This window comes from Nonomuraea glycinis, from assembly GCF_014646515.1.
In the GTDB taxonomy this organism is placed as follows: Bacteria; Actinomycetota; Actinomycetes; order Streptosporangiales; family Streptosporangiaceae; genus Nonomuraea; species Nonomuraea glycinis.
In genome coordinates, this window is sequence record NZ_BMNK01000004.1 from 493,142 (window position 1) to 510,970 (window position 17,829).

The window sequence follows — 17,829 nt, forward strand, 5'->3', positions numbered from 1 at the left end:
GCGTAGCTCCTCCATTAATTGGCGAGAATAATCGCCGCAAGATCATCCGACTGCTCGAACTTCGTCGGCGATGAGTTCGACCGGTCCTGCGCTTCATACTTTCTTATTCTTGAAGTTATTTCCTTGAGCCCATGACGATGCACATCAACTTTAAGATCCGCCCAGCTTCGAAGGATCTTGTAATCGACTATGCACCGAGCAAAACCATCCGTACAGATCAGCACAGTGTCCGCACTGTCCGGCGGGAATTTTTCGGTGTGGACCTTGAATACCGCCTCTGGATGCCCGGAGAAGACCGACTCTCGGTGCAGACCACGAATATATTCGAGGCGGCGAGCGAACATGGCGTCCACGATCTCCGCCCCATCCACGAGAAGCGACTCGCCTCCATCGGCAGCCTCCTGCGTGTACAGGCAACCGATTATCGTCGGTTGATTGTCCACCTGCGCCCTGTCCGTGTGGAGCGGTAGTGCCTCATATGTGAATCCTTTGGCGTTGGCTTCGCCGGTGAGTTTCGGCCTTATAACGGTTACCCCGGGACTGATGTCGTGAGGGTGCCGATAAGGGACCGTCCAATCGTTCAGGGCGGACTTAAGCTCATTTAGGGTCGCTCCGGAAAAGAGAATGATTCCATGCTGAGTCAACCCATCTTGTGCCTGATCGATGCGAAATTCCTGCCCGTTCGGTGCTTTGAGCCTCATTCCCCCCAATCCCCTGAGGTGTTCGTTTCTCATCTTCCTCACTGCGACCAGCGGATTTCCCGAACGACCACTCCTCAAATATGGCACCTCCTGATCCGTACTACCCGCCGCGCCAGAGGTCAAGGTGCCGCTTCGATACGCTATGCCTTTTCTCCAAGCTTTTTCTCGATTCAGACGAGTTCCCGTTCTTTCACAAGAGAGGGGCCGACCGATCGCCGCGAACGCCATGTCCGCGGCCGCGACGAACTCCGCCCCTCCGCCGCACGCCATCTCGGCAAGCTTGACGATGGTCGCCTGGGGCTGGTGCCGGAGCATCTCTCCCAGGGCCTGGAAATGCGTACCCACCTATAGGGTGCGCTCGTGGACAATCTTGAAGCCCTCGTCATCGCCCGGCGGTTGCGCGTTCCGATCGGTGACGCGCCTGCCGATTCGCATCCCGGCTGGGGAGAGGTGGCCGCCCGCCAGCTCGACGCGGCGCTGCTGAGCGTCGGCTTCACATGCTCGGCGGCCCTGCTCGAACGCCTGGCGAGGCTGCGCGGCGAGACCGTGCTCGATCTCGGCGTCCGGGTGCTGGCTGCCGTCCGCACGCTGGTCGGCGACCATGTCCAGCACAACGCCTACTTCATCGACTTCCCCAAGAACGTGCCCGACACCATGGAGTTCTGGGTCGGCCTGCTGCGGGAAGCCCTGCTCGACCCGGTCGCCGCCGCGCGCGTCCAGCCGTCGACACTGAACCTGCTCGAGCTGCCGGGTTACGGCCGCTACCAGCACAGCTACGCCGACCTGCTGGCCGCGCACGCCGAGCTGCTGCCGCTGGCCGGCGACCGGGTGACCGTGCTGGACCTGGGCGCGAGCCTGGAGGAAGAGGCACGCGAGCTCTACTTCTCGCTGGCGGGCTCGGAGGTGCCGCTCGCGGAGGAGGATCTGGCGGCGCTGCATACCCTGGCCGGGTTCTGCGCCGACGAGCCCGAGCGCATCCCGGTGCGGGAGAACCGCGCCATCGTCAACGAGGTGCGTCTGGCGGCCGGGCGGCCGCTGCTGGTGGACACGGTGACCGACGTGCTGCGGCTCGCCTGCGGGGTCTCCGGCGGCGACGTCACCCTGTCGACGCCGACCAGGTTCCGCTCGTTCCGCCGCGCCGAGCGCCGCGCCCTGCTGGAGGCGTTGGACGCCATCGCCGTCCCGGCCAAGCTCGGCGACGTGCCGCGCCACCGGGAGCCGTGGAAGCGGCTCGGCGAGCGGCTGCACCCGCACGAGTACCCGAAGCTTCCTCGCGCCGCCCACGTCTTCGAGGTCGCCAGAGGAGTGCGCCACGCCGCGAGCTTCGACAGCCGGGTCGAGGCCGCCCTGTCGGCGGGCCGCACCGGCGACGCCGTCGCCCTCCTGGGAAACACGCCAGGCGCGCTGCTGCGCCGCCTCGACCACCTGCTGCGGTCGGGCCACGACACCTCAGCCGTGCTCGACGCCGCCGAGAAGGCCGCGGCGGGCGCCTCCGGTCGCGTCCTGCTGTCGCTGCGCGAGCACCTGCAGAACCGCCTCGCCCCGGCCGCCGGCCGCGTCTTCACCAACCGGCACGGCGGAGCGTGGGCGACCCCCGACGCCCGCGCGCCGCTCGGCGAGCAGGTCCTGTCGCGGGCGGTCACCATCCTGGACGAGGAGATCACCCGCCGCCTGCCCGACCCGGGCGAGCTGGTCATCGATCCGGACGTGCTCGACGTCGCCCTGCCCCTGTCGGGCAAGGCCGTCGTCCCCGGCCTGGGGATGCTGCCGCGCGGATCGCTGTCGCCGGTGGACGGCGAGCTGCTGCGGTTCTTCGTGCACTGGCGGCAGGCCGAGCGGCGTACCGACTACGACCTGTCCGCGCTCATGCTGGACGCCGACTACGGCAACGCCGAGCACATCTCGTGGACGAACTACGGCAACGACTTCGCCGAGTACTCCGGGGACCTCACCGAGGCGGAGGACGGCGCGTCGGAGTTCATCAACATCAGGCTCGCCGACGCGACCCGGCCGATCATCATCCCGCAGGTTCACATCTTCGCCGGCGAGGCGTTCGACGAGGCCGCCGAGGCGTTCTTCGGCTACATGACCAGGGACGCCGAGCAGGAGGGCCGGCCGTTCGAACCGCGCACGGTGCGGATGAAGTCCGACCTGCGCGGCGCGGGCCGCGTCGCCCTGCCCTTCGTCGTCCTGCGCGGCGACGACGGCGGCTGGCGGGTGAAGTGGCTGCACCTTTACCTGAAGGGGCATCCCTCCTTCAACCAGGTGGAGGGCAACCGCGTCACCTCCTCCCTGCTGGTGCGCTCGATCGTGGAGCGCGACCACCTGCGGGTCCGCTACCTGGCGGACCTGCTGCGGGCGAAGAACTCGACGGCCGGGCACACCACGTACATCGGGCTGCAGGCGCCGGCCGACCTGCCGGAGGGGGCCCGGGTGTACACGCCCGGGACGCTGCACGAGCTGATCCCCGCCTGATAAGCTGAAGATCGCGAGGCCATGGAAGGGCTTCCTTCTCAACCAATTTGGATGAAATTCTAGCCTTCCCGCTCTCCTCGCATTCTGGCCGTGAGGCCATTCGCGCGCTTCCTTCTCACCTGGTTTCGCGACCAGGTCGGTACCCCACGGGGACCAACTGGATATAGCTCGCGAGCCTTCCTCACGGCCAGTTCGCCCACGAACCCTGCCCGGCGGCGGTCAGCGTCACCGGGCGAGCCCGCTCGTGGCTACGCCAAGATGCGGCAGCATCTACGATCAGCCGAACGACGCCAGCTTCTGCTTGAAGGCTTGGGCCTGAGCGCCTTCCAGCACCCCGAAGTCTCCGCCTTGCAGCGACTTGCCCTCGCGGGTGAGGAATCCCATCTTGTTGAAGCTTTGAGCGGATTGTTCGGTTGCGGCGGTCAGGTCCACTACCCCGCAGTAGGTGAGCGCGACACTCACCATCTGCCATCCGACCCCCCGGAACGGATTCGGCGAGTTGGCCTCGCTGACCGCCGGGGGCACGATATTCCAGGGTGCGGCCGACGCCTGATCGATCCTGAGAGAGTTGTGGAGCCTGCTCACCACCGCCAGGCCCTGAATCTTGCCGTCATGCCTAGTCACCAGACAGAGCATTTTCCCCGCGCCAACCAACCGCGTCTGCTGCATCATTTCCTTGATCGCGACCAGTTCGTCCCTGCTGTTCTTGTAGACGGGGTCATCGCTGGGACTGGGGTGGGCGTCGTGGTACTTCAGCATCTCGGTGACGACCTGTGCCAACTCCTTCCGCATGGCTGGGGATTGCGTGTCGTCCTCGAAGTTGGTGCAGTTCAGAGGGAGCTTCTGAAATGGCTTGAGATTGTTCTGGCTTACCGGCTGCGTGCTCATGTCCTGCCTCCTTCGGGCGAAGGCACTCATCGTATGACCAGAAAGCGAAAGCAGATAGTGCACGGTTCGAACGTAAATATTTCTCGCGTACGACTTCCCAGCCCGCCAAGAAGTCGAGCAATGCCCAGGAATTAGAGTATTCAGTTGGCCATGAATTATGTACTCGACAACGCTCGAATTTCATGGCGTCTCATTAAGGACGGTAGCGACCGGTAGGGCCCGCCCCGGAGAGGCCTCTCTGCCGTCCTTCCGGTTACAGCCATCGCGACCGGCCACCAGGCCGTCACCCATGCTGCCTGGCCCAACCAAGCCGACACAGCGATCACCCCTCGCATATCGCCATCCCGCCGGGCATACGGCTGCAGCCTGACCATGATCATTGACCGGGGTACGCCTGGCGATCAGAGCCGCTGCCGGTTCGCATCCATCTGCAGCGGGCTCCTTCCCTGAGCCGCCGAGCGCGTCCACCGGAACAGGCGCGCGAAGCTCGGCCGGTCAGTCCCTGGCCGTCGACAGGTGGGCGCGCTCCCCCTGCGGGCCGAACAACGTGAGCAGCTCCGCGGGCTCGTCTCCGGCGCTGCCGATCCGGTGGGGCACTCGGGTGTCGAACTCGGCCACCTCACCGGGGCCGAGCCGGAACTCCTGGTCACCGAGCACGAAGCGGATGTGACCGTTGAGGACGTAGAACCACTCGTATCCCTCGTGGGTCTGCAGACTCGTCGCCCGCGCGCGGGAGGCGGGCGGGTAGATCACCTTGTACGCCTGGATCCCCCCGGCACGCCTGGTCAGCGGCACCACGGTCAGTCCGAAACGCCGCATCGGCCGCAGGTGGATGCGGGGGTCGCCGGTGAGCGGCGCCTCCACCAGGTCCTCGATCGGGACGCCATGGGCCCGTGCCAACGGGAGCAGCTGCTCCAGCGTGGGCCGGAGTTTCCCGTTCTCCAGCCGCGACAGCGTGCTCGACGTGATGCCGGTCTCCGCGGACAGCCCCGCCAACGTCACTCCCCGGGCCCGGCGCAGAGCCCGCAGACGCGGCCCGACCCCGGCCAACACATCCTGTTCAGTTCTGCCCATGCCCGCCATCATGCAGATCCGCAACTTTTCTTGCAAGCCCGGAATCGCCTGGCACCTGCGCCGCCCGGCCGACGCCCTGCTGTCCCCGACGGATTGGAGATCCCTTCTTAGCGAACTCGGTCGTAGACCATGGCGATCTCGCCCAGTTCACCGCTTTGCTGGTTGGTGAGCATCCACGTCGAAGCCGACAGGCCATCGTCGAACAGTCGCTGCCCACCCCCGGCGATCTCGGGGAAGATCATGAGGTACAGCCGGTCGAGCAGGTCGGCCGCCAGCAGCGGTTTGATGATGCTCGCGCTGCTGTTGACGAGAATGTCGCCCTCACCGGTGGCCTTGAGGTCGGTAACGACGTCGGCGGCGGGGGCGTTCACCACGCGGGTGCGTTCCCACGGGGCCTCGGTCAAGGTGGTGGACAAGACCACCTTTTCCGTGTCGACCAGCCACTTGGCGTATCCGCGATCACGAGGGTCGGCGTTGCCGTCCTCGGCGACCGCCGGCCAGTAGCCCATGAATCCCTCGGCGTTGATCCGGCCGAGCAGCGCCGTCGTCGCGCTCTCCCAGATGCGGTTCATGTGGTCTCGCGCGACCTCGCTGGTCACATAGGGGGCGAACGCGGCGAAATCACCGGGCCCGCCGGGGCCGTTGTAACGCCCGTCGAGGGTGAGGCTCAGGTTCGCGGTCACCCTGCGACCGGTCGAGTTCGTCATTTCGTACTCCTTGTAGTGGTGGTGTGCGTGCCCGCGGCGAGGGTCGCCGCGAGCTTGTCGAGGCTCTGGCCGAAGCCGATCTCGATGCCGGCGATGAAGTCCGCGGAGTTGATCGTGCTGTCGCTGATACGGAAGTGAACGTCGAGCTCTGTACCCGTGTCGGCGGGCTGGAGGTCGAGGTCGAGGTGGGCGGTGAAGGCGAGGCCGCCGTCGGGGAGCAGCGGGGAGAGCCGGTAGGTCAGGCGCTCACCGGGGCGTACGTCCTCGACGACTCCCAGCGCGCGCCCGGCGACCAGGTCGGAGCCGTCGGCATCTTCGGCGTCGCGGTACTCATGGACGATCCGGCCGCCGGGCCGCGCCTCGAAGACGAGCTCGGAGACGTGCAGGTCATCCGGCGTCCACCAGCGGGCGAGCAGGGAGTCCTCGGTCAGGTGGCGCCAGACCTCCTCCGGCCCCGCTGCCAGCGACCGGTGGAAGCGGAAGGAGCGGCCGTCGGCCCAGCCCGGCTCTTTGGCGGCGAGCCGCTCGGCGTGGAGACTGAGCCCGTAGCGGTCGTAGGTCTCGCGCGAGCCGCCGGCCTGTTCCGCGGTGTCGGCCAGCCGGGTGAGCGCAGCCGCCAGCTCCCGCAGAGGCGCGGCCCGGAGCGCGTAAATGCGGCGCTGGCCGGAGCGCTGGGAGGTGACGATGCCGGCACGCTCAAGGGCCTGCAGGTGCTTGGTCGTCTGCGGCTGGCGCGCCCCGGCGAGTTGGGCAAGAACACCGACCGGCCGCGGCCGCTCGGCGAGCAGGCCCACGAGCCGCCAGCGGGCCGGGTCGGCCAGTGCGGCGAGCAATGCGTCCATGGGTAGAAGTATTCACCATGGCGAATATTCGCGTCAAGGAATGTCTAGGGAATGGCTACCATGCAGATCCGCAACTTTTCTTGCAAGCCTGGAATCATCGCGGCCACGATGTCCGCATGGACACCACCGACCCCAGCGAGGTCGCCGAATCGTTCTGGGAGAAGCACTACAGGGCCCGGCGCACGTGGGGCGAGCGCGCCAACCCGCTCCTCGTCGAGACTGCCGGACCCCTACACCCCGGCGCGGCCCTGGATCTGGGCTGTGGCGCGGGCGGCGACGCCATCTGGCTCGCCCGGCACGGTTGGCAGGTCACCGCCGTGGACATCTCCGCCACCGCCGTCGCCCAGGTACGGGAGCGCGCCCGCGAGCTCGGCCTCGGAGATCGGGTCACCACCGAACAGCACGACCTGGCCCGAAGCTTCCCGGACGGGGAGTTCGACCTCGTCTCGGCACAGTACTTCCACACCTCGTTCACGTTGCCCCGCGCCGAGGTCCTGCGCACCGCCGCCCGGGCCCTGCGTCCCGGCGGCCTGCTGCTGATCGTCGACCACGGCTCCACCGCACCCTGGTCCTGGAACCAGGACCCCAACACCCACTACCCCACCCCCACCGAGATCGCCGCCGAGCTGGACCTCGATCCCGAGCAGTGGCCGGTCCTGCGCGCGGACATGCCCCGACGCCGGGCGACCGGACCCGCCGGCCAGACCGCCACGGTCACCGACAACGTCCTCGTCCTCCGCCGAACCCTCTGACGACCGCCCCAACCAGATGGAGCAGCAACAATGCCGATAGACAGTACGCAGCAACCCAGGTCACGGGTGAGGGACACCGGCCCCCCGCGAACCGGCGCCGATGAGAAGGCCACCCTGCGGGGATTCCTCGACCACCTCCGCGAGGCGATCACGAACAAGGCGGCGGACGTGCCGGAGCCGCAGGTCCGGACTCCCGGAGTGCCTTCTGGCACCAACCTTCTGGGACTGGTCAGGCATCTGACCTTCGTCGAGCGGTTCTACTTCCTGGGCGAGGACGTAGACGACTGGGGCCGGACCATGCGCCCGTCCCCCGAGGACACGATCGAGAGCGTGCTCGCCGGCTACCGGCAGGTCATCGTACGAGCGAACCAGGTCATCGACGCCTGCCCCGACCTCACCCACCCCGCTCCCCGGCCCCCGCGCAGGGGACCGGCGCCGACGATGCGGTGGACCCTGGTGCACATGATCGAGGAGACCGCCCGGCACGCGGGCCACGCCGACATCATCCGCGAGCAGATCGACGGCTCCACCGGCCGCTGACAGCTCAACGCGCATGGCTGGACGGCGTCCACGACACCGTCGTCTACCAACATCTGTGACCTCGGGCCCGCACGTGGCTTATCGGGCGTGGCCGTCGAGCAGGCTCTCCCACAGCCGATGCGCTGCGGCGGACCGCAGCCAAGGACTCTCGCTGACGCAGGTGCCCCCGGCCGACCGCACGGTCCGGCGGATGTGGACCAAACCAGCCGCCGAGCACAGCTCGTACGACGGCGTCATGCACCCGCACGTATGCGCCCGAACACGGACCGAGCCTCCCCTGGACACCGGTTCAGACCAAGCGATCGGGACGAAACCCTCCCGCAAGGGCTTCAGATGGCTGCTGTGGAATTCCATCATGGCCATGCCTCCCAAGTCGGTCGTGCTGTCAGAGTCGGTACGGCCACCGCGCGCTCATGGGAGGGGCGGCGCAGCGGGCAGGGATGGGGGACGTGCCGGTTCGGGCAGCACGCCACGCCGATCGTGACGAACCGGCCGCCGTGCAGCCACTCCCCCCACCGCACGTCCACACCACGGGGCAGCAGGTCGAGAGCGGCCTCCAGCCGCTCCTCCAGCAAGACCCCCGGCAGCGGCAACTCCTCGCGGATCTTGCCGTACGCGCCGGCCAGCCAGACCACCGCCAGCCAGACCTCCGCAAAGGTCGCCGCCACCCGCGACCCCGGCCCGGCCCGGTCATCCGCCCGCACCGGCGACAGCACCGAGGTCACACCATGAGGCGACAACGGCCGCCGTACGACCTCATCGCCCCGGCCGACTCCCGCATCGACCCATTGGTACGCGTGCCAATGCATGCTCAGCCGCTCCCGTAGATTTTCGGACCATGGCGGCTCCTGCCTGGATCAGGCAGGGACCGCCGCCTTCGGGTGGTACCTAGAGGGTGGTCAGCCCGGCGGCGCGCAGCTCGTCACCGGTGAACCGGAGGGTCCCTGCCTCCGGGTGCTTCGCGTCCCGCAGCGCGAAAGCATCCGCCACGCCCGGGATCGGAGCGATCAGGACACAACTGTCCACGCCCTCTTCCTGCTCACCGCCGCGCAACCGCCCGAAAGGCACCTCGTCGAGCGGCCTGCCGTACAGATCCATCACGCGATCTCCCTTCCTCTGCCCCGGGCACTAATTCACGCCCGCCAAGGACCTTCGCTACACACCGCCATTGCGCGATGACTGTACGCTCACTTGTAAGGTCATGTCTATGGCTATGATGTCTTTGGATCTTCTATGAGCTCCATACAGCTTCTATGGTTACACGTCAATAGCCTCGTAGCGTTATGTAGGTGACGGGCTCTGAAGACATCGAATGGGACGCAACGCTCTACAAGTACGAGCAGATCGCGCAGATCCTCACCGAGCGCATCAGGTCAGGCGTCTATCCGCCCCAAACCGTGCTGTCCGAGGTCACGCTTGAGCAGGAGTTCGGTGTCGCTCGGCCAACCGTGCGTCTCGCCATGAAGATCATCCGAGAGCAGGGCCTGATCGTCACCAGGCGCGGCAAAGGATCCATCGTCGTCCGCCGGGACAACAATGGATCCTAAGCAGGTGCTGGCTCAGCCGCTCTTCTTGGTACGTCCACCGCGAGCGGCCACAGCCGGACGCCACTCCCGCAGGTTGTCGTCGGTGAGACCGTGCTCACCCTGGATCTGCTGGCGGTAATTCGCGAAGAAGGCCGCCGGAGAGCCGCTGTACATCGGGTGGGACTCGTGGTGCCACTGGTAGAGCCACGGCTGGAGTTCGAGCAGGCCGGCGAGGAACGGGGTGATCTCCTCGCTGGTCAGGGCGTGGTTGGTGAAGTACGTGGCCAACGCCTGCGCCTGCTCTCGGTGATCCCAACCGGCCCATCCGTACAGGCCGGGAGTCTGCGTGTTCACCTGGCCATAGGAGATGAAACGCTCCTTGGGCACGTCGAGCTTCCCGCGAGCCCGCCAGTACGACGTCCGCTGGAAGTCCGCTTGCCCGTACTTCGGCGGGACGGGAATCGAGTCCCGGATCTTCCGCTTGGCAGGCTCGTCCGGGGCCGCGTCCTCCTTGCGCTGAAGGTCCCAGACCTCTTCCCAGTCAGCCCGCTTCTTCAGGCCACTCGGCCTGTACCGCAGCGCAGCCAGGAACGGGACATGTTCCTCAGCCACCAGGTCCGAGACGACGGCCGACAGCTCACGGCGAGGGGCATAGATGGCAGCGACGGAGACGAAGTCCTCGTCACGGGAGAGCGCGTCAACGAGCCTGCCGAGAGTGAGAATGGCAGGCTGGCCGTTCTCGTCATACCAGAGCTCGCGCGCCTCGATCCGATCCAACAACCAGGACCGCAGCGCCTTCTCCTGAAGCACGTCCCAGCCCTCGGTCGCCCAACGCCGCTTGTACTCGGGACGCTCCACCATCCCAATGGCACGGGACGATTCGATGGCGTCGATGCGCTTCTGAACGACCTGCTTGTACGACTCCGGCCAGTGGGACGGGATCTCCTGGATCGGGGTTGATCCGTGCCGCCGGAACCACTCGCCTGATGCTTCGCCATCGGCAATCCGGCGAGCGAGCACGATCTCGAAGGCTCGCTCTCCATGCGCCAGCTCAGGCACATCGGCTTCGGAAGCTCGTAGATCGTCCGGATAGAGGTTATAGAGGGAGTAGACCTGCCAGTCCAGCTCTTCCTGGAGCGCGATCATGTGGGCTCGGATCGATTCCCAATTGGTCTTCGCGAAACGAAGGGCGGTGGTAGTGGGAGTACTACCCACGACCACTGATGACGGGCTAGCAGAGACGAATTCCTGAGCGAGACTATCCAAACTTATACTCAGCGAGACTGGATAAGCGGCAGGAAGTGGAAAACGCCCAATATTGGATCCATTGAATTGATAGAAACGCTCCCATTCTTGCGACTTGAACCCCTCGCTTACGCCTTGCCCTCCCTTATTGTGGCAGTTCATTTTGAGCCAGAAGGCAGCCGTAGAACTGTTGAGCAGTCCGAGCAAGCGCAGATGGTCATCCTCGCTCGAACCCTCCCTTAGCTTGATTACTGGTGCTGTCTGTTTGAACACCTTCCCACCCCGATCAAGCACGAAGTGGTTATGCGTCGCCACTTCCGCAAACGTGATCGACCAAGCGTGGGCCCCAGAGTCCTTAGGAAGCTGATGCCATTCCCACCACATGCGGCCTGCTGAATTGTAGGTACCGCCACCGAAGGTGGCCCGGTTTCCCAAATCCGTCCGGTAATGCCATAGCCCTGAGGACTCTCGATCCTTCCCATGTAGACTCCTGAGCTGCTTGGCCTTCCCATAAGGAAAGAAGGCGACATTGTCTGTGCTCACATTCCAATCCCGAACCTCTTCGCCAGATGCGATAGGAATTAGATAGTCAACCAGGCTTGAAGACCATGCTCGTCCAGGGCGCACCATTACTTCGTCCGCATGAGTCATCCCAACGAAACCGACTCGCGCACATTCAGACGCAAGCGCCCGAGGCGATGCACGATCGATTTCCTCGATCATCTCCAGACCGCCGTCGGCAAGGATCCACGGCTGTTTGCCGAAGTACCGCTCCCGCTCGAGGTCACCTACGGAAACCCAGAGACTGATCGAACCCGCATCGTCGATCTGCTCGACGATCGCATTCCAGACCAGCCCATCCTCACCTTCCTCTGGCGCGTAGGGCTCGCCCTGGACACCACGAATCGTCCTCACGGTCTCCGAACGAATACGCCCCGCACGCCGCGTCCCAATAAGAATGACCGTCGGAGTACCATGCCCAGGGATGTATGCGCCTGAGGTGTCGATGACCTCGGTTAGTTCAACTTTGTGAGCGAAGAAGTCCTCGATCAGCTTGACCCCGAACTCCCGCTTCATGAACGAGTTGGCGGTGATCTGCCCGACCATGCCATACCCACGCCCATCCGCGTCCCCTCGCACAGCCAGCTCGAAGAACCGCTGAGCGAACGGCACCGACAACGCATACGTCCCAGCGCAAGCGTCGTACAGCCCTCGATAAAGCTCGTTCAGCTTCTTGTCCTTGACCGTCACATACGGCGGATTCCCCACCACCACGTGATACCGCCCCGGCTCCAGAATGCGCGGATGCTCGTGCACATCCTCCGTCGCATAAGCGAAGTCAGCCAGCGGATCTCCCGGCACCTCGTCACCCAAGGTCAGCGGCAACTGCCGAGCCTTGATCAGCGAGTCCCCCACCGCCAGATGAATCGGCCACTCATACTTGGCCGCCTCCTTCAGAGTCCGGATATCAGCGGCCGCCATAGCCGCCACCAATAGCCGGAACCGCGCGATGGCCACCGCGAACGGATTCAGGTCCACCCCGTGCACCGAATCCAACGCCGCCCGCACCCACTCCCGCCGCTCCAGCCCCAACGGCCGCTCCCCCCAGAGCCGCACGAGCCGCTGGAACGCTCCCAGCACGAAGTGCCCCGACCCGCACGTAGGGTCGATCATCTTCAGCTCTCGATACCCGAACTCCCGCACCGCCGGATCCATCGTCCGGTCGAGAATGAACTTCTCCACGAAGTCCGGCGTCTGCAACAGCGCATACGTCTTCCGCGCCGCCTCCGACAGATCCTGATACAGATCCCCCAGGAACCGGGTGTCCCACCCCTCGGTCCCGTCCTCGTTCAGCGGATGCGCGAAATCATGGACGAGCTCCCCCTCCTCGTCCCGCCGCCGCCAGAACTCGACCAGCTCCCCGGCCCCGTCGTGACTGAGTGGAATCTGGAACAGCGGATTGTGCGCCGGATCGAACAGCAGCTTCCCGGCCTGCCCCTCCCCCAGCTCCTCGAAGGCCCGCCGCAGCCACCCTCGATACGTCGGATCCTCATCATTCTCGACATAAGCCTCATACCGCGCCTGCGCCAGCTCCCGCCGATCCGGCTCCGGCGCGGTCAGGTACGGCTCCTCGATCAGCCGGTTGTCCTCGCAGAACCGTACGAAAACCGTCCCCAGCACCCACGCCGCCGCGACCTGCGTGACCCGCTCGTCCAGCCACGACCCCCAGGTGGCGGCGGTCCGCTCCAGTCTGCGCGCCTGGTCGTACTCGGCCCGCAGCCGCGCCCCCACCTCGGGCAGCGCCTTCACCTGCCTGGCCAGATCGGCCTCGACCGCCTTGACCTGCTGCTTCAGGTCGTCCAGCACTGCCTTACGGTCGATCATCTGGCCTCCAACGTCAGGCCGGCCCGGTGGGCGTTGGTCACCCACGAGTCCGGAAGCTCGATCCATTCCCCCAGCCCCGCCTGGTAGGGCACGGCGACCGTGCCCAACCGGGGCTCACGCGCCGGGTCGCCCTGCGGGCAGAGCAGCCACAAGCCATGCCCGCCCAGCCGGGCCGCCGCCGCGAGCCGGTCCAGCACCCCCATCGCGTCATACCGCGCGAACACCGCCGCCTCGGTCAGCAGCACCGGCCCCGCGCCCGCCTCCAGCAGCGCGCGGATCTCCGGCTCGATCCGCCCCCACGACGTGCGGGCGTACTCGGCGAACTTCAGCGCCGCCCGGCTGCCCGGCTCGGCGACGTCCGCCCGCAGGATCGTGTCCCACGTCGGCTTCGTGCCCGGCGGCACCAGCTCGTGCATCGCCTCCAGGAACAACCTGGTCGCCGAGACCTGCCGCGCGCCGAACCGCCCCCCGGTGAGCTCGGCCACCGCCTCCCGAGTCCGCCCCGCTTGTACGGTCAACGCCCGGAACCCGTCCCGCCGGGCCGCGGCCGTCAGCCGTTCCTCCGCCCGGACGGCGCCCGCGAGCTGCGGGTCGTCGGCGTAGCGGGTGATCGCGCCGGCCCGGGTGGCGTGCCGCCCGGCGTAGGCGGTCAGGTAGCTGGAGGCGAGGTCCAGGCGGGCCGGCAGGTAGCGCTGCGTGCCGGTGCCCTCCCGGGTGGACAGGTTGAGGTCGAAGCCCGCCTCCCGCAGCGCCTTGGTCAGCGGCGGTCCGCTGGCAGCCCGCCGTCCGTCAGCTCCGGGAAGCGGGCCCGTACGCGCTCATGAACCTCGTCGACGGTCAGCCCCGGCTGCCGGGGCTCGGGCACCCCGGGAATCAGCCGTACCAGGCCCGCCTGGGTGAGCCGCAGTGCGCGTACCAGCAGCAGGTCGCGCGGGTAGATCTCCAGGCGCGGAGTGGCGGCGGCGTTCCTGGAGGCGGCGACGGCGAGCTGCACCGTACGGCGCTCGTCCCAGTCGAGCACCCCCTGCGGCGGGGTGATGGCGCGTAGCTCGGCCAGCACGGTGCTCGCGGTCGGCAGCGTGTCGAGCTTGGCGAGACGGTCGGCGACCCGGCCCAGCCGGTGCGCGTAGTCGAGCAGGCCGGGCGCGGACGGCGTGCTGGGCGGGTCGTCCTCGCACACCTCCAGGGCGAGCAGCCCGGAGTCGGCGGCCTCGCGGTTGGCGGTGTGGCTGAAACGTCCCTCCTCGGGGACGAGCTGCTCCACCTCGACCACGGCCCGCACGGCGGCCAGCGCGAGCGCCCGCCGCTGGTCGCGCCGGTGCAGGCGGGTGCCGCGTCGTACGGTCAGCGCGTCGGCGATCTCGGCGACGGAGGCGACCCGGCCGAGCCCGGCCAGCAGCTCCAGGATCTCCTCGCGCAGCGCCTGGACGGCAGGGGACTTCTTCCACCGGGTGCGCTGGCTCTTCACGATCTGCGGGATGCGCTGGCGGCTAAGCCCCAGCGTCTCGGCGACGGCCTTCTGGTTGGGCCACACCGTCTGCCCCGGCAGCTCGCCGTGCTCGTCGGGCAGCCGCAGCAGCAGCCGTACGGCTTCGACCTCGTTACGGTTGGCGCCGTCCTTCTTCAGCGGCGGGACGAAGAGCGTGGCCAGGGTGTCCAGGCTGACCGCGCGCAGGGCGCGCTGGGGCAGCAGCTCGGCGCCTTCGGCGTCGGCGAGATCACCGACGAGGACGGACTCGGCGGCGCTGAGCTCCTCCTTGGCCTCACGCCGTCCCTCCGCGCTGAACGGGGAGACCGCCGTCTCGCGCAGGCGCCGGCCCCAGTCGCTGAGCCGGCGCTGGATCTCGCTGCGGGTCTTGGCGCCCAGGCCTGGGGCGTTGACGAGGTTGCGCTGGCTGTAGTCCAGCAGGGTGCCGACGGTGGTGAGCCCCAGGCCGTACAGGAACGACTCCGCGGCCGGGGTGAGCCCGGCGGCGGACAGGTGCGTCTCGGGGCCGGCCTCGGCCGCCAGCCGGTCACGCTGCAGCTCGACGGACTCCGGCTCGGCGTCGGCGATGGCCGGGACCTGCTCGGGGGCCGGATGGCGGCTGGCGCGGCCCGCGGACGGGGTGGTCTCGGCCAGGTCCAGGAAGATCTTCTTCCAGGCGTCCTGCATCTTCTTGAGCTCGCCGAAACGCTGCCCGGCGTCGCGGTGCATGGCCTTGCGGAAGAAGGCGACGAGCCCGTCCCGGACCGCCGGGTCGAACGCGTCGGCCGCCACCGCCGGATACGCCTCGTCGCTCTGCCGGGGCGAGACCTTGCCGTCGCCCCAGCGGGGCAGCTCGCCCGAGGCCATCTCATGCAGGGTCGCGGCCACCGCGTAACGCTCGGCGTGCGCGTCGTAGACCGAACGGGTCAGCGTCCCGATGAACGGGTCGAGATAGCCGTCAGTGCCCGCGTCGGTCTCCTGCACCGGGTAGCCGGCCAGGGAGAAGTCGATCAGCACGAGCTGGCGGGTGCGGTTGGGGCGCACCCGGATGGCGATGTTGTCCGGCTTGATGTCGCGGTGCCAGACGCCCTCGCCCTCCAGGAAGTCGACCGCGCCGAACAGGTAGTCGCCGTACGCCTCAAGCTGGTCGATCTGCAGCCGTCCGCTCTCGCGCAGCTGCCGCGCCACCGTCTCCTCGCGGCGGCGCGGCCTGCTGCCGGACTCGGCCGGATCCTCGTCCTCCCGCTCGTCGCCGACATACTCCAGAGCCAGCACCGTGCGTCCGCCGATGATCAGCGGCTCCGGCTCCACTAGGCGGATGACGCGCGAGTCCGCGTGCAACCGGCTCATCACCTCGGCCTCACGGATCAGGATCTCGCCGCGGCCGTCGGACAGGGCGATCTTCAGCACGAGGAGCGGCCGTGCGCCGCGCCCCCGCTCCCCCGCGTGCAGGTCCCTGACGAGGAACGCGCGGCTCGTCGAGCCGGTGCCCAGGCGGCGGCGCACCTCCCAGCGGCCCGCCAGAACGTCGCCCGTGACCGCCTCCAGCGGGTCCTTCTCCTGGGCTGCGGGCTCGGGGGCCGTCAGCGAGTCCTCGATGCATTCGAGCATGTCCAGGAACTCGGCGACCGTGGCGAGCCGCCGCTCGGGCTTGTAGGCGGTGGCCGCCTGCACCAGCTCGTCGATGTCGGTCGACAGGCCGTCCACGATCGCGCTCGGCCGCAGCCCCTCCCCCGCCTCGAACCTGGCCAGCAGCTCCGCCTGGCTGGAGGCCGGGGCCTCGCCGGTCACCAGGAGGTAGGTCAGTACGCCGAGCCCGTAGACGTCCAGGGCGATGGGGTCGGGGCTGACCGCGGTCAGCTCCGGAGCGAGGTAGGCGTCGGCGTCGTCCGCCAGATGGATCGCCGACAGGGCGGTGGGGGCGTACCTGGTCACGCCCTGCGGCACCCGATGCGTGGCTATCTGCCAGTCCGAGATCTGCAGGTACGGGGAGAGCCAGGCCGCCTCCTCGCCGATGGCCTGGCCTTCGCGGCCCCGGTTGCGCGGGATCACGTGCACCGATCGGGCCGAGAGCGAGCGGTGGTGGATCCGGCTGGAGTGCGCGGAGCGCATCGTCTCGGCGAGCTGCCGGACCAGCGCGATCCGGCCGAGGATGTCGAGCCGGTCGCCGTGCTGGACGAGGTATTCGTCCAGGCGCAGGGTGTGCGGGTGATACTCGAAGATCAGCGCGGGGCCGGCCGAGTGCCCGGACGGGTCGTACTGCTTGAGCTGGACGACGCCGGGGTGGCGGAAGCGGCGCAGGACCGCCGCCTCGCGCCGGGCGGCGTTCTCCACCGACCTGCGGATCGACGCGTCCGCGCCGCGCTCGCGCAGGTAGACGCGGACCCGGGCAGGCTCCGGCAGCTCGCTGTGGTTGGCCAGGTAGTCGGCCCAGGTGGGGCCGGTGTCGAAGGACTTGCGCTCCAGCAGATAGGGGCCGACTTTGTACTCGGCGTCGCTGCGGCGGATGCCGACCTGCTCCAGCGCGCCCTTGACCGCGCGGGAGTCGGCCGGGGTGATCCGCCAGCGCTCGTCCCGCGGCGGCTGCCGAAGCATCGTCAAGAGCTCGTCGACCGTGTGGACGCCGTTCTGGTCGTGCGAGGGCAGGCGCAGCCGCAGGGCGTCGTCGGTGAAGCAGACGGCCTCGGTGATCCACACCCGCTTGCCGTTGCGCGCCAGCAGGCCGGCCAGCTCCTTGGCCTTCTTGTTGACCAGGTGCAGGGGATTGCCGTGGGAGACGCGGCGGCCGGTGGGGGTGGTCTGCACCCAGGTGCCGTTCTCGGTGGTGAGACTGCCGTGCCAGTCCTTCAGCTCGACCATGAACGCGCCGCCGGGGCCGACGATCAGCAGGTCGACCTCGCGTACGTGGCCGGTCTGGGCGGTGAAGGTGAAGTTGGACCAGGCCCGCCAGGGCTCGGCGTCGGGCAGTCGCTCGCGGATGGCCTCCAGGCCACGGCGCTCATGGTCGAACTCGGACTCGGTGACGGTCGTCCACCGGCCTTCGAGCATGCGCTCACTCCGCTGATCGAGATGTGTGACCGGCCGCCGCACCGGGCCGGTCCTCGGGCTTGGATCGTATCGGCCGGGTGCGACGGATGCGGACCTCACGAGCAGATGATCAACGGTGCCCCTCGGTGCCGGCGTCGGGTGGGAGTGACCCGCCCAGGGCGTAATGCTCTGGGTAGCC

14 protein-coding genes are annotated in these 17,829 nt (G+C 67.8%); 4 read left to right on the forward strand and 10 right to left on the reverse strand.

Annotation, left to right across the window (positions count from 1 at the left end; translation table 11 throughout):
- Positions 1-14: 14 nt before the first annotated feature.
- Positions 15-1,046, reverse strand: a complete 1,032-nt coding sequence (locus tag IEY87_RS15755) for a TauD/TfdA family dioxygenase (protein WP_189139360.1) — start codon at positions 1,044-1,046, stop codon at positions 15-17.
- Between the two features lie 15 nt (positions 1,047-1,061).
- Here IEY87_RS15755 and IEY87_RS15760 point away from each other — a divergent pair, with 15 nt between their 5' ends.
- Entirely contained in the window at positions 1,062-3,176 is a 2,115-nt protein-coding gene (locus IEY87_RS15760; protein WP_189139361.1) for a TerD family protein, read from the forward strand.
- Between the two features lie 276 nt (positions 3,177-3,452).
- On the opposite strand, the gene IEY87_RS15765 is transcribed toward IEY87_RS15760, so the two are convergent.
- The 4 genes from IEY87_RS15765 to IEY87_RS15780 all read right to left on the reverse strand — a co-directional run bounded on the left by IEY87_RS15765 (position 3,453) and on the right by IEY87_RS15780 (position 6,687).
- Positions 3,453-4,064: a hypothetical protein gene (locus IEY87_RS15765; RefSeq protein ID WP_189139362.1), complete on the reverse strand. Its 612-nt coding sequence runs from the start codon at positions 4,062-4,064 to the stop codon at positions 3,453-3,455.
- A 495-nt stretch (positions 4,065-4,559) separates the two neighbouring features.
- The gene (locus IEY87_RS15770; protein WP_189139363.1) at positions 4,560-5,138 is read right to left on the reverse strand and encodes a helix-turn-helix domain-containing protein; all 579 of its coding nucleotides are present in this window, start codon (positions 5,136-5,138) and stop codon (positions 4,560-4,562) included.
- A gap of 107 nt (positions 5,139-5,245) precedes the next feature.
- On the reverse strand, positions 5,246-5,845 hold the full coding sequence (locus IEY87_RS15775; protein WP_189139364.1) for a dihydrofolate reductase family protein: 600 nt from the start codon (positions 5,843-5,845) through the stop codon (positions 5,246-5,248).
- Positions 5,842-6,687, reverse strand: coding sequence for a metalloregulator ArsR/SmtB family transcription factor (locus IEY87_RS15780; protein ID WP_189139365.1), 846 nt, complete (start codon positions 6,685-6,687; stop codon positions 5,842-5,844). Before IEY87_RS15780 ends, IEY87_RS15775 begins: the two co-directional genes overlap by 4 nt.
- A 116-nt stretch (positions 6,688-6,803) precedes the next feature.
- Between IEY87_RS15780 and IEY87_RS15785 the strand changes: the two genes are divergently transcribed.
- The gene (locus IEY87_RS15785; protein WP_189139366.1) at positions 6,804-7,439 is read left to right on the forward strand and encodes an SAM-dependent methyltransferase; all 636 of its coding nucleotides are present in this window, start codon (positions 6,804-6,806) and stop codon (positions 7,437-7,439) included.
- Positions 7,440-7,469: 30 nt separating this feature from the next.
- On the forward strand, positions 7,470-7,979 hold the full coding sequence (locus tag IEY87_RS15790) for a DinB family protein (RefSeq protein WP_189139367.1): 510 nt from the start codon (positions 7,470-7,472) through the stop codon (positions 7,977-7,979).
- Between the two features lie 353 nt (positions 7,980-8,332).
- Here the strand turns inward: IEY87_RS15790 and IEY87_RS15795 are convergent, their stop codons facing one another.
- Positions 8,333-8,704, reverse strand: a complete 372-nt coding sequence (locus IEY87_RS15795) for a hypothetical protein (protein ID WP_189139368.1) — start codon at positions 8,702-8,704, stop codon at positions 8,333-8,335.
- Positions 8,705-8,867: 163 nt separating this feature from the next.
- The gene (locus IEY87_RS15800; protein ID WP_189139450.1) at positions 8,868-9,077 is read right to left on the reverse strand and encodes a DUF397 domain-containing protein; all 210 of its coding nucleotides are present in this window, start codon (positions 9,075-9,077) and stop codon (positions 8,868-8,870) included.
- A 191-nt stretch (positions 9,078-9,268) separates the two neighbouring features.
- Between IEY87_RS15800 and IEY87_RS15805 the strand changes: the two genes are divergently transcribed.
- Positions 9,269-9,526 carry a GntR family transcriptional regulator gene (locus IEY87_RS15805; RefSeq protein WP_225277289.1) on the forward strand — a complete coding sequence of 86 codons (258 nt, stop codon included), beginning with the start codon at positions 9,269-9,271 and terminating at the stop codon, positions 9,524-9,526.
- A 12-nt stretch (positions 9,527-9,538) separates the two neighbouring features.
- Here the strand turns inward: IEY87_RS15805 and pglX are convergent, their stop codons facing one another.
- From pglX to pglW, 3 genes are all read right to left on the reverse strand, one after another.
- Positions 9,539-13,135, reverse strand: a complete 3,597-nt coding sequence (gene pglX / locus IEY87_RS15810; RefSeq protein WP_189139369.1) for a BREX-2 system adenine-specific DNA-methyltransferase PglX — start codon at positions 13,133-13,135, stop codon at positions 9,539-9,541.
- Positions 13,132-13,653, reverse strand: a complete 522-nt coding sequence (locus tag IEY87_RS45750) for a hypothetical protein (RefSeq protein ID WP_225277288.1) — start codon at positions 13,651-13,653, stop codon at positions 13,132-13,134. The genes pglX and IEY87_RS45750 overlap by 4 nt, the downstream gene beginning before the upstream one ends.
- Positions 13,654-13,892: 239 nt before the next feature.
- Positions 13,893-17,651, reverse strand: a complete 3,759-nt coding sequence (gene pglW / locus IEY87_RS15815; protein ID WP_225277287.1) for a BREX system serine/threonine kinase PglW — start codon at positions 17,649-17,651, stop codon at positions 13,893-13,895.
- Positions 17,652-17,829 lie beyond the last annotated feature (178 nt).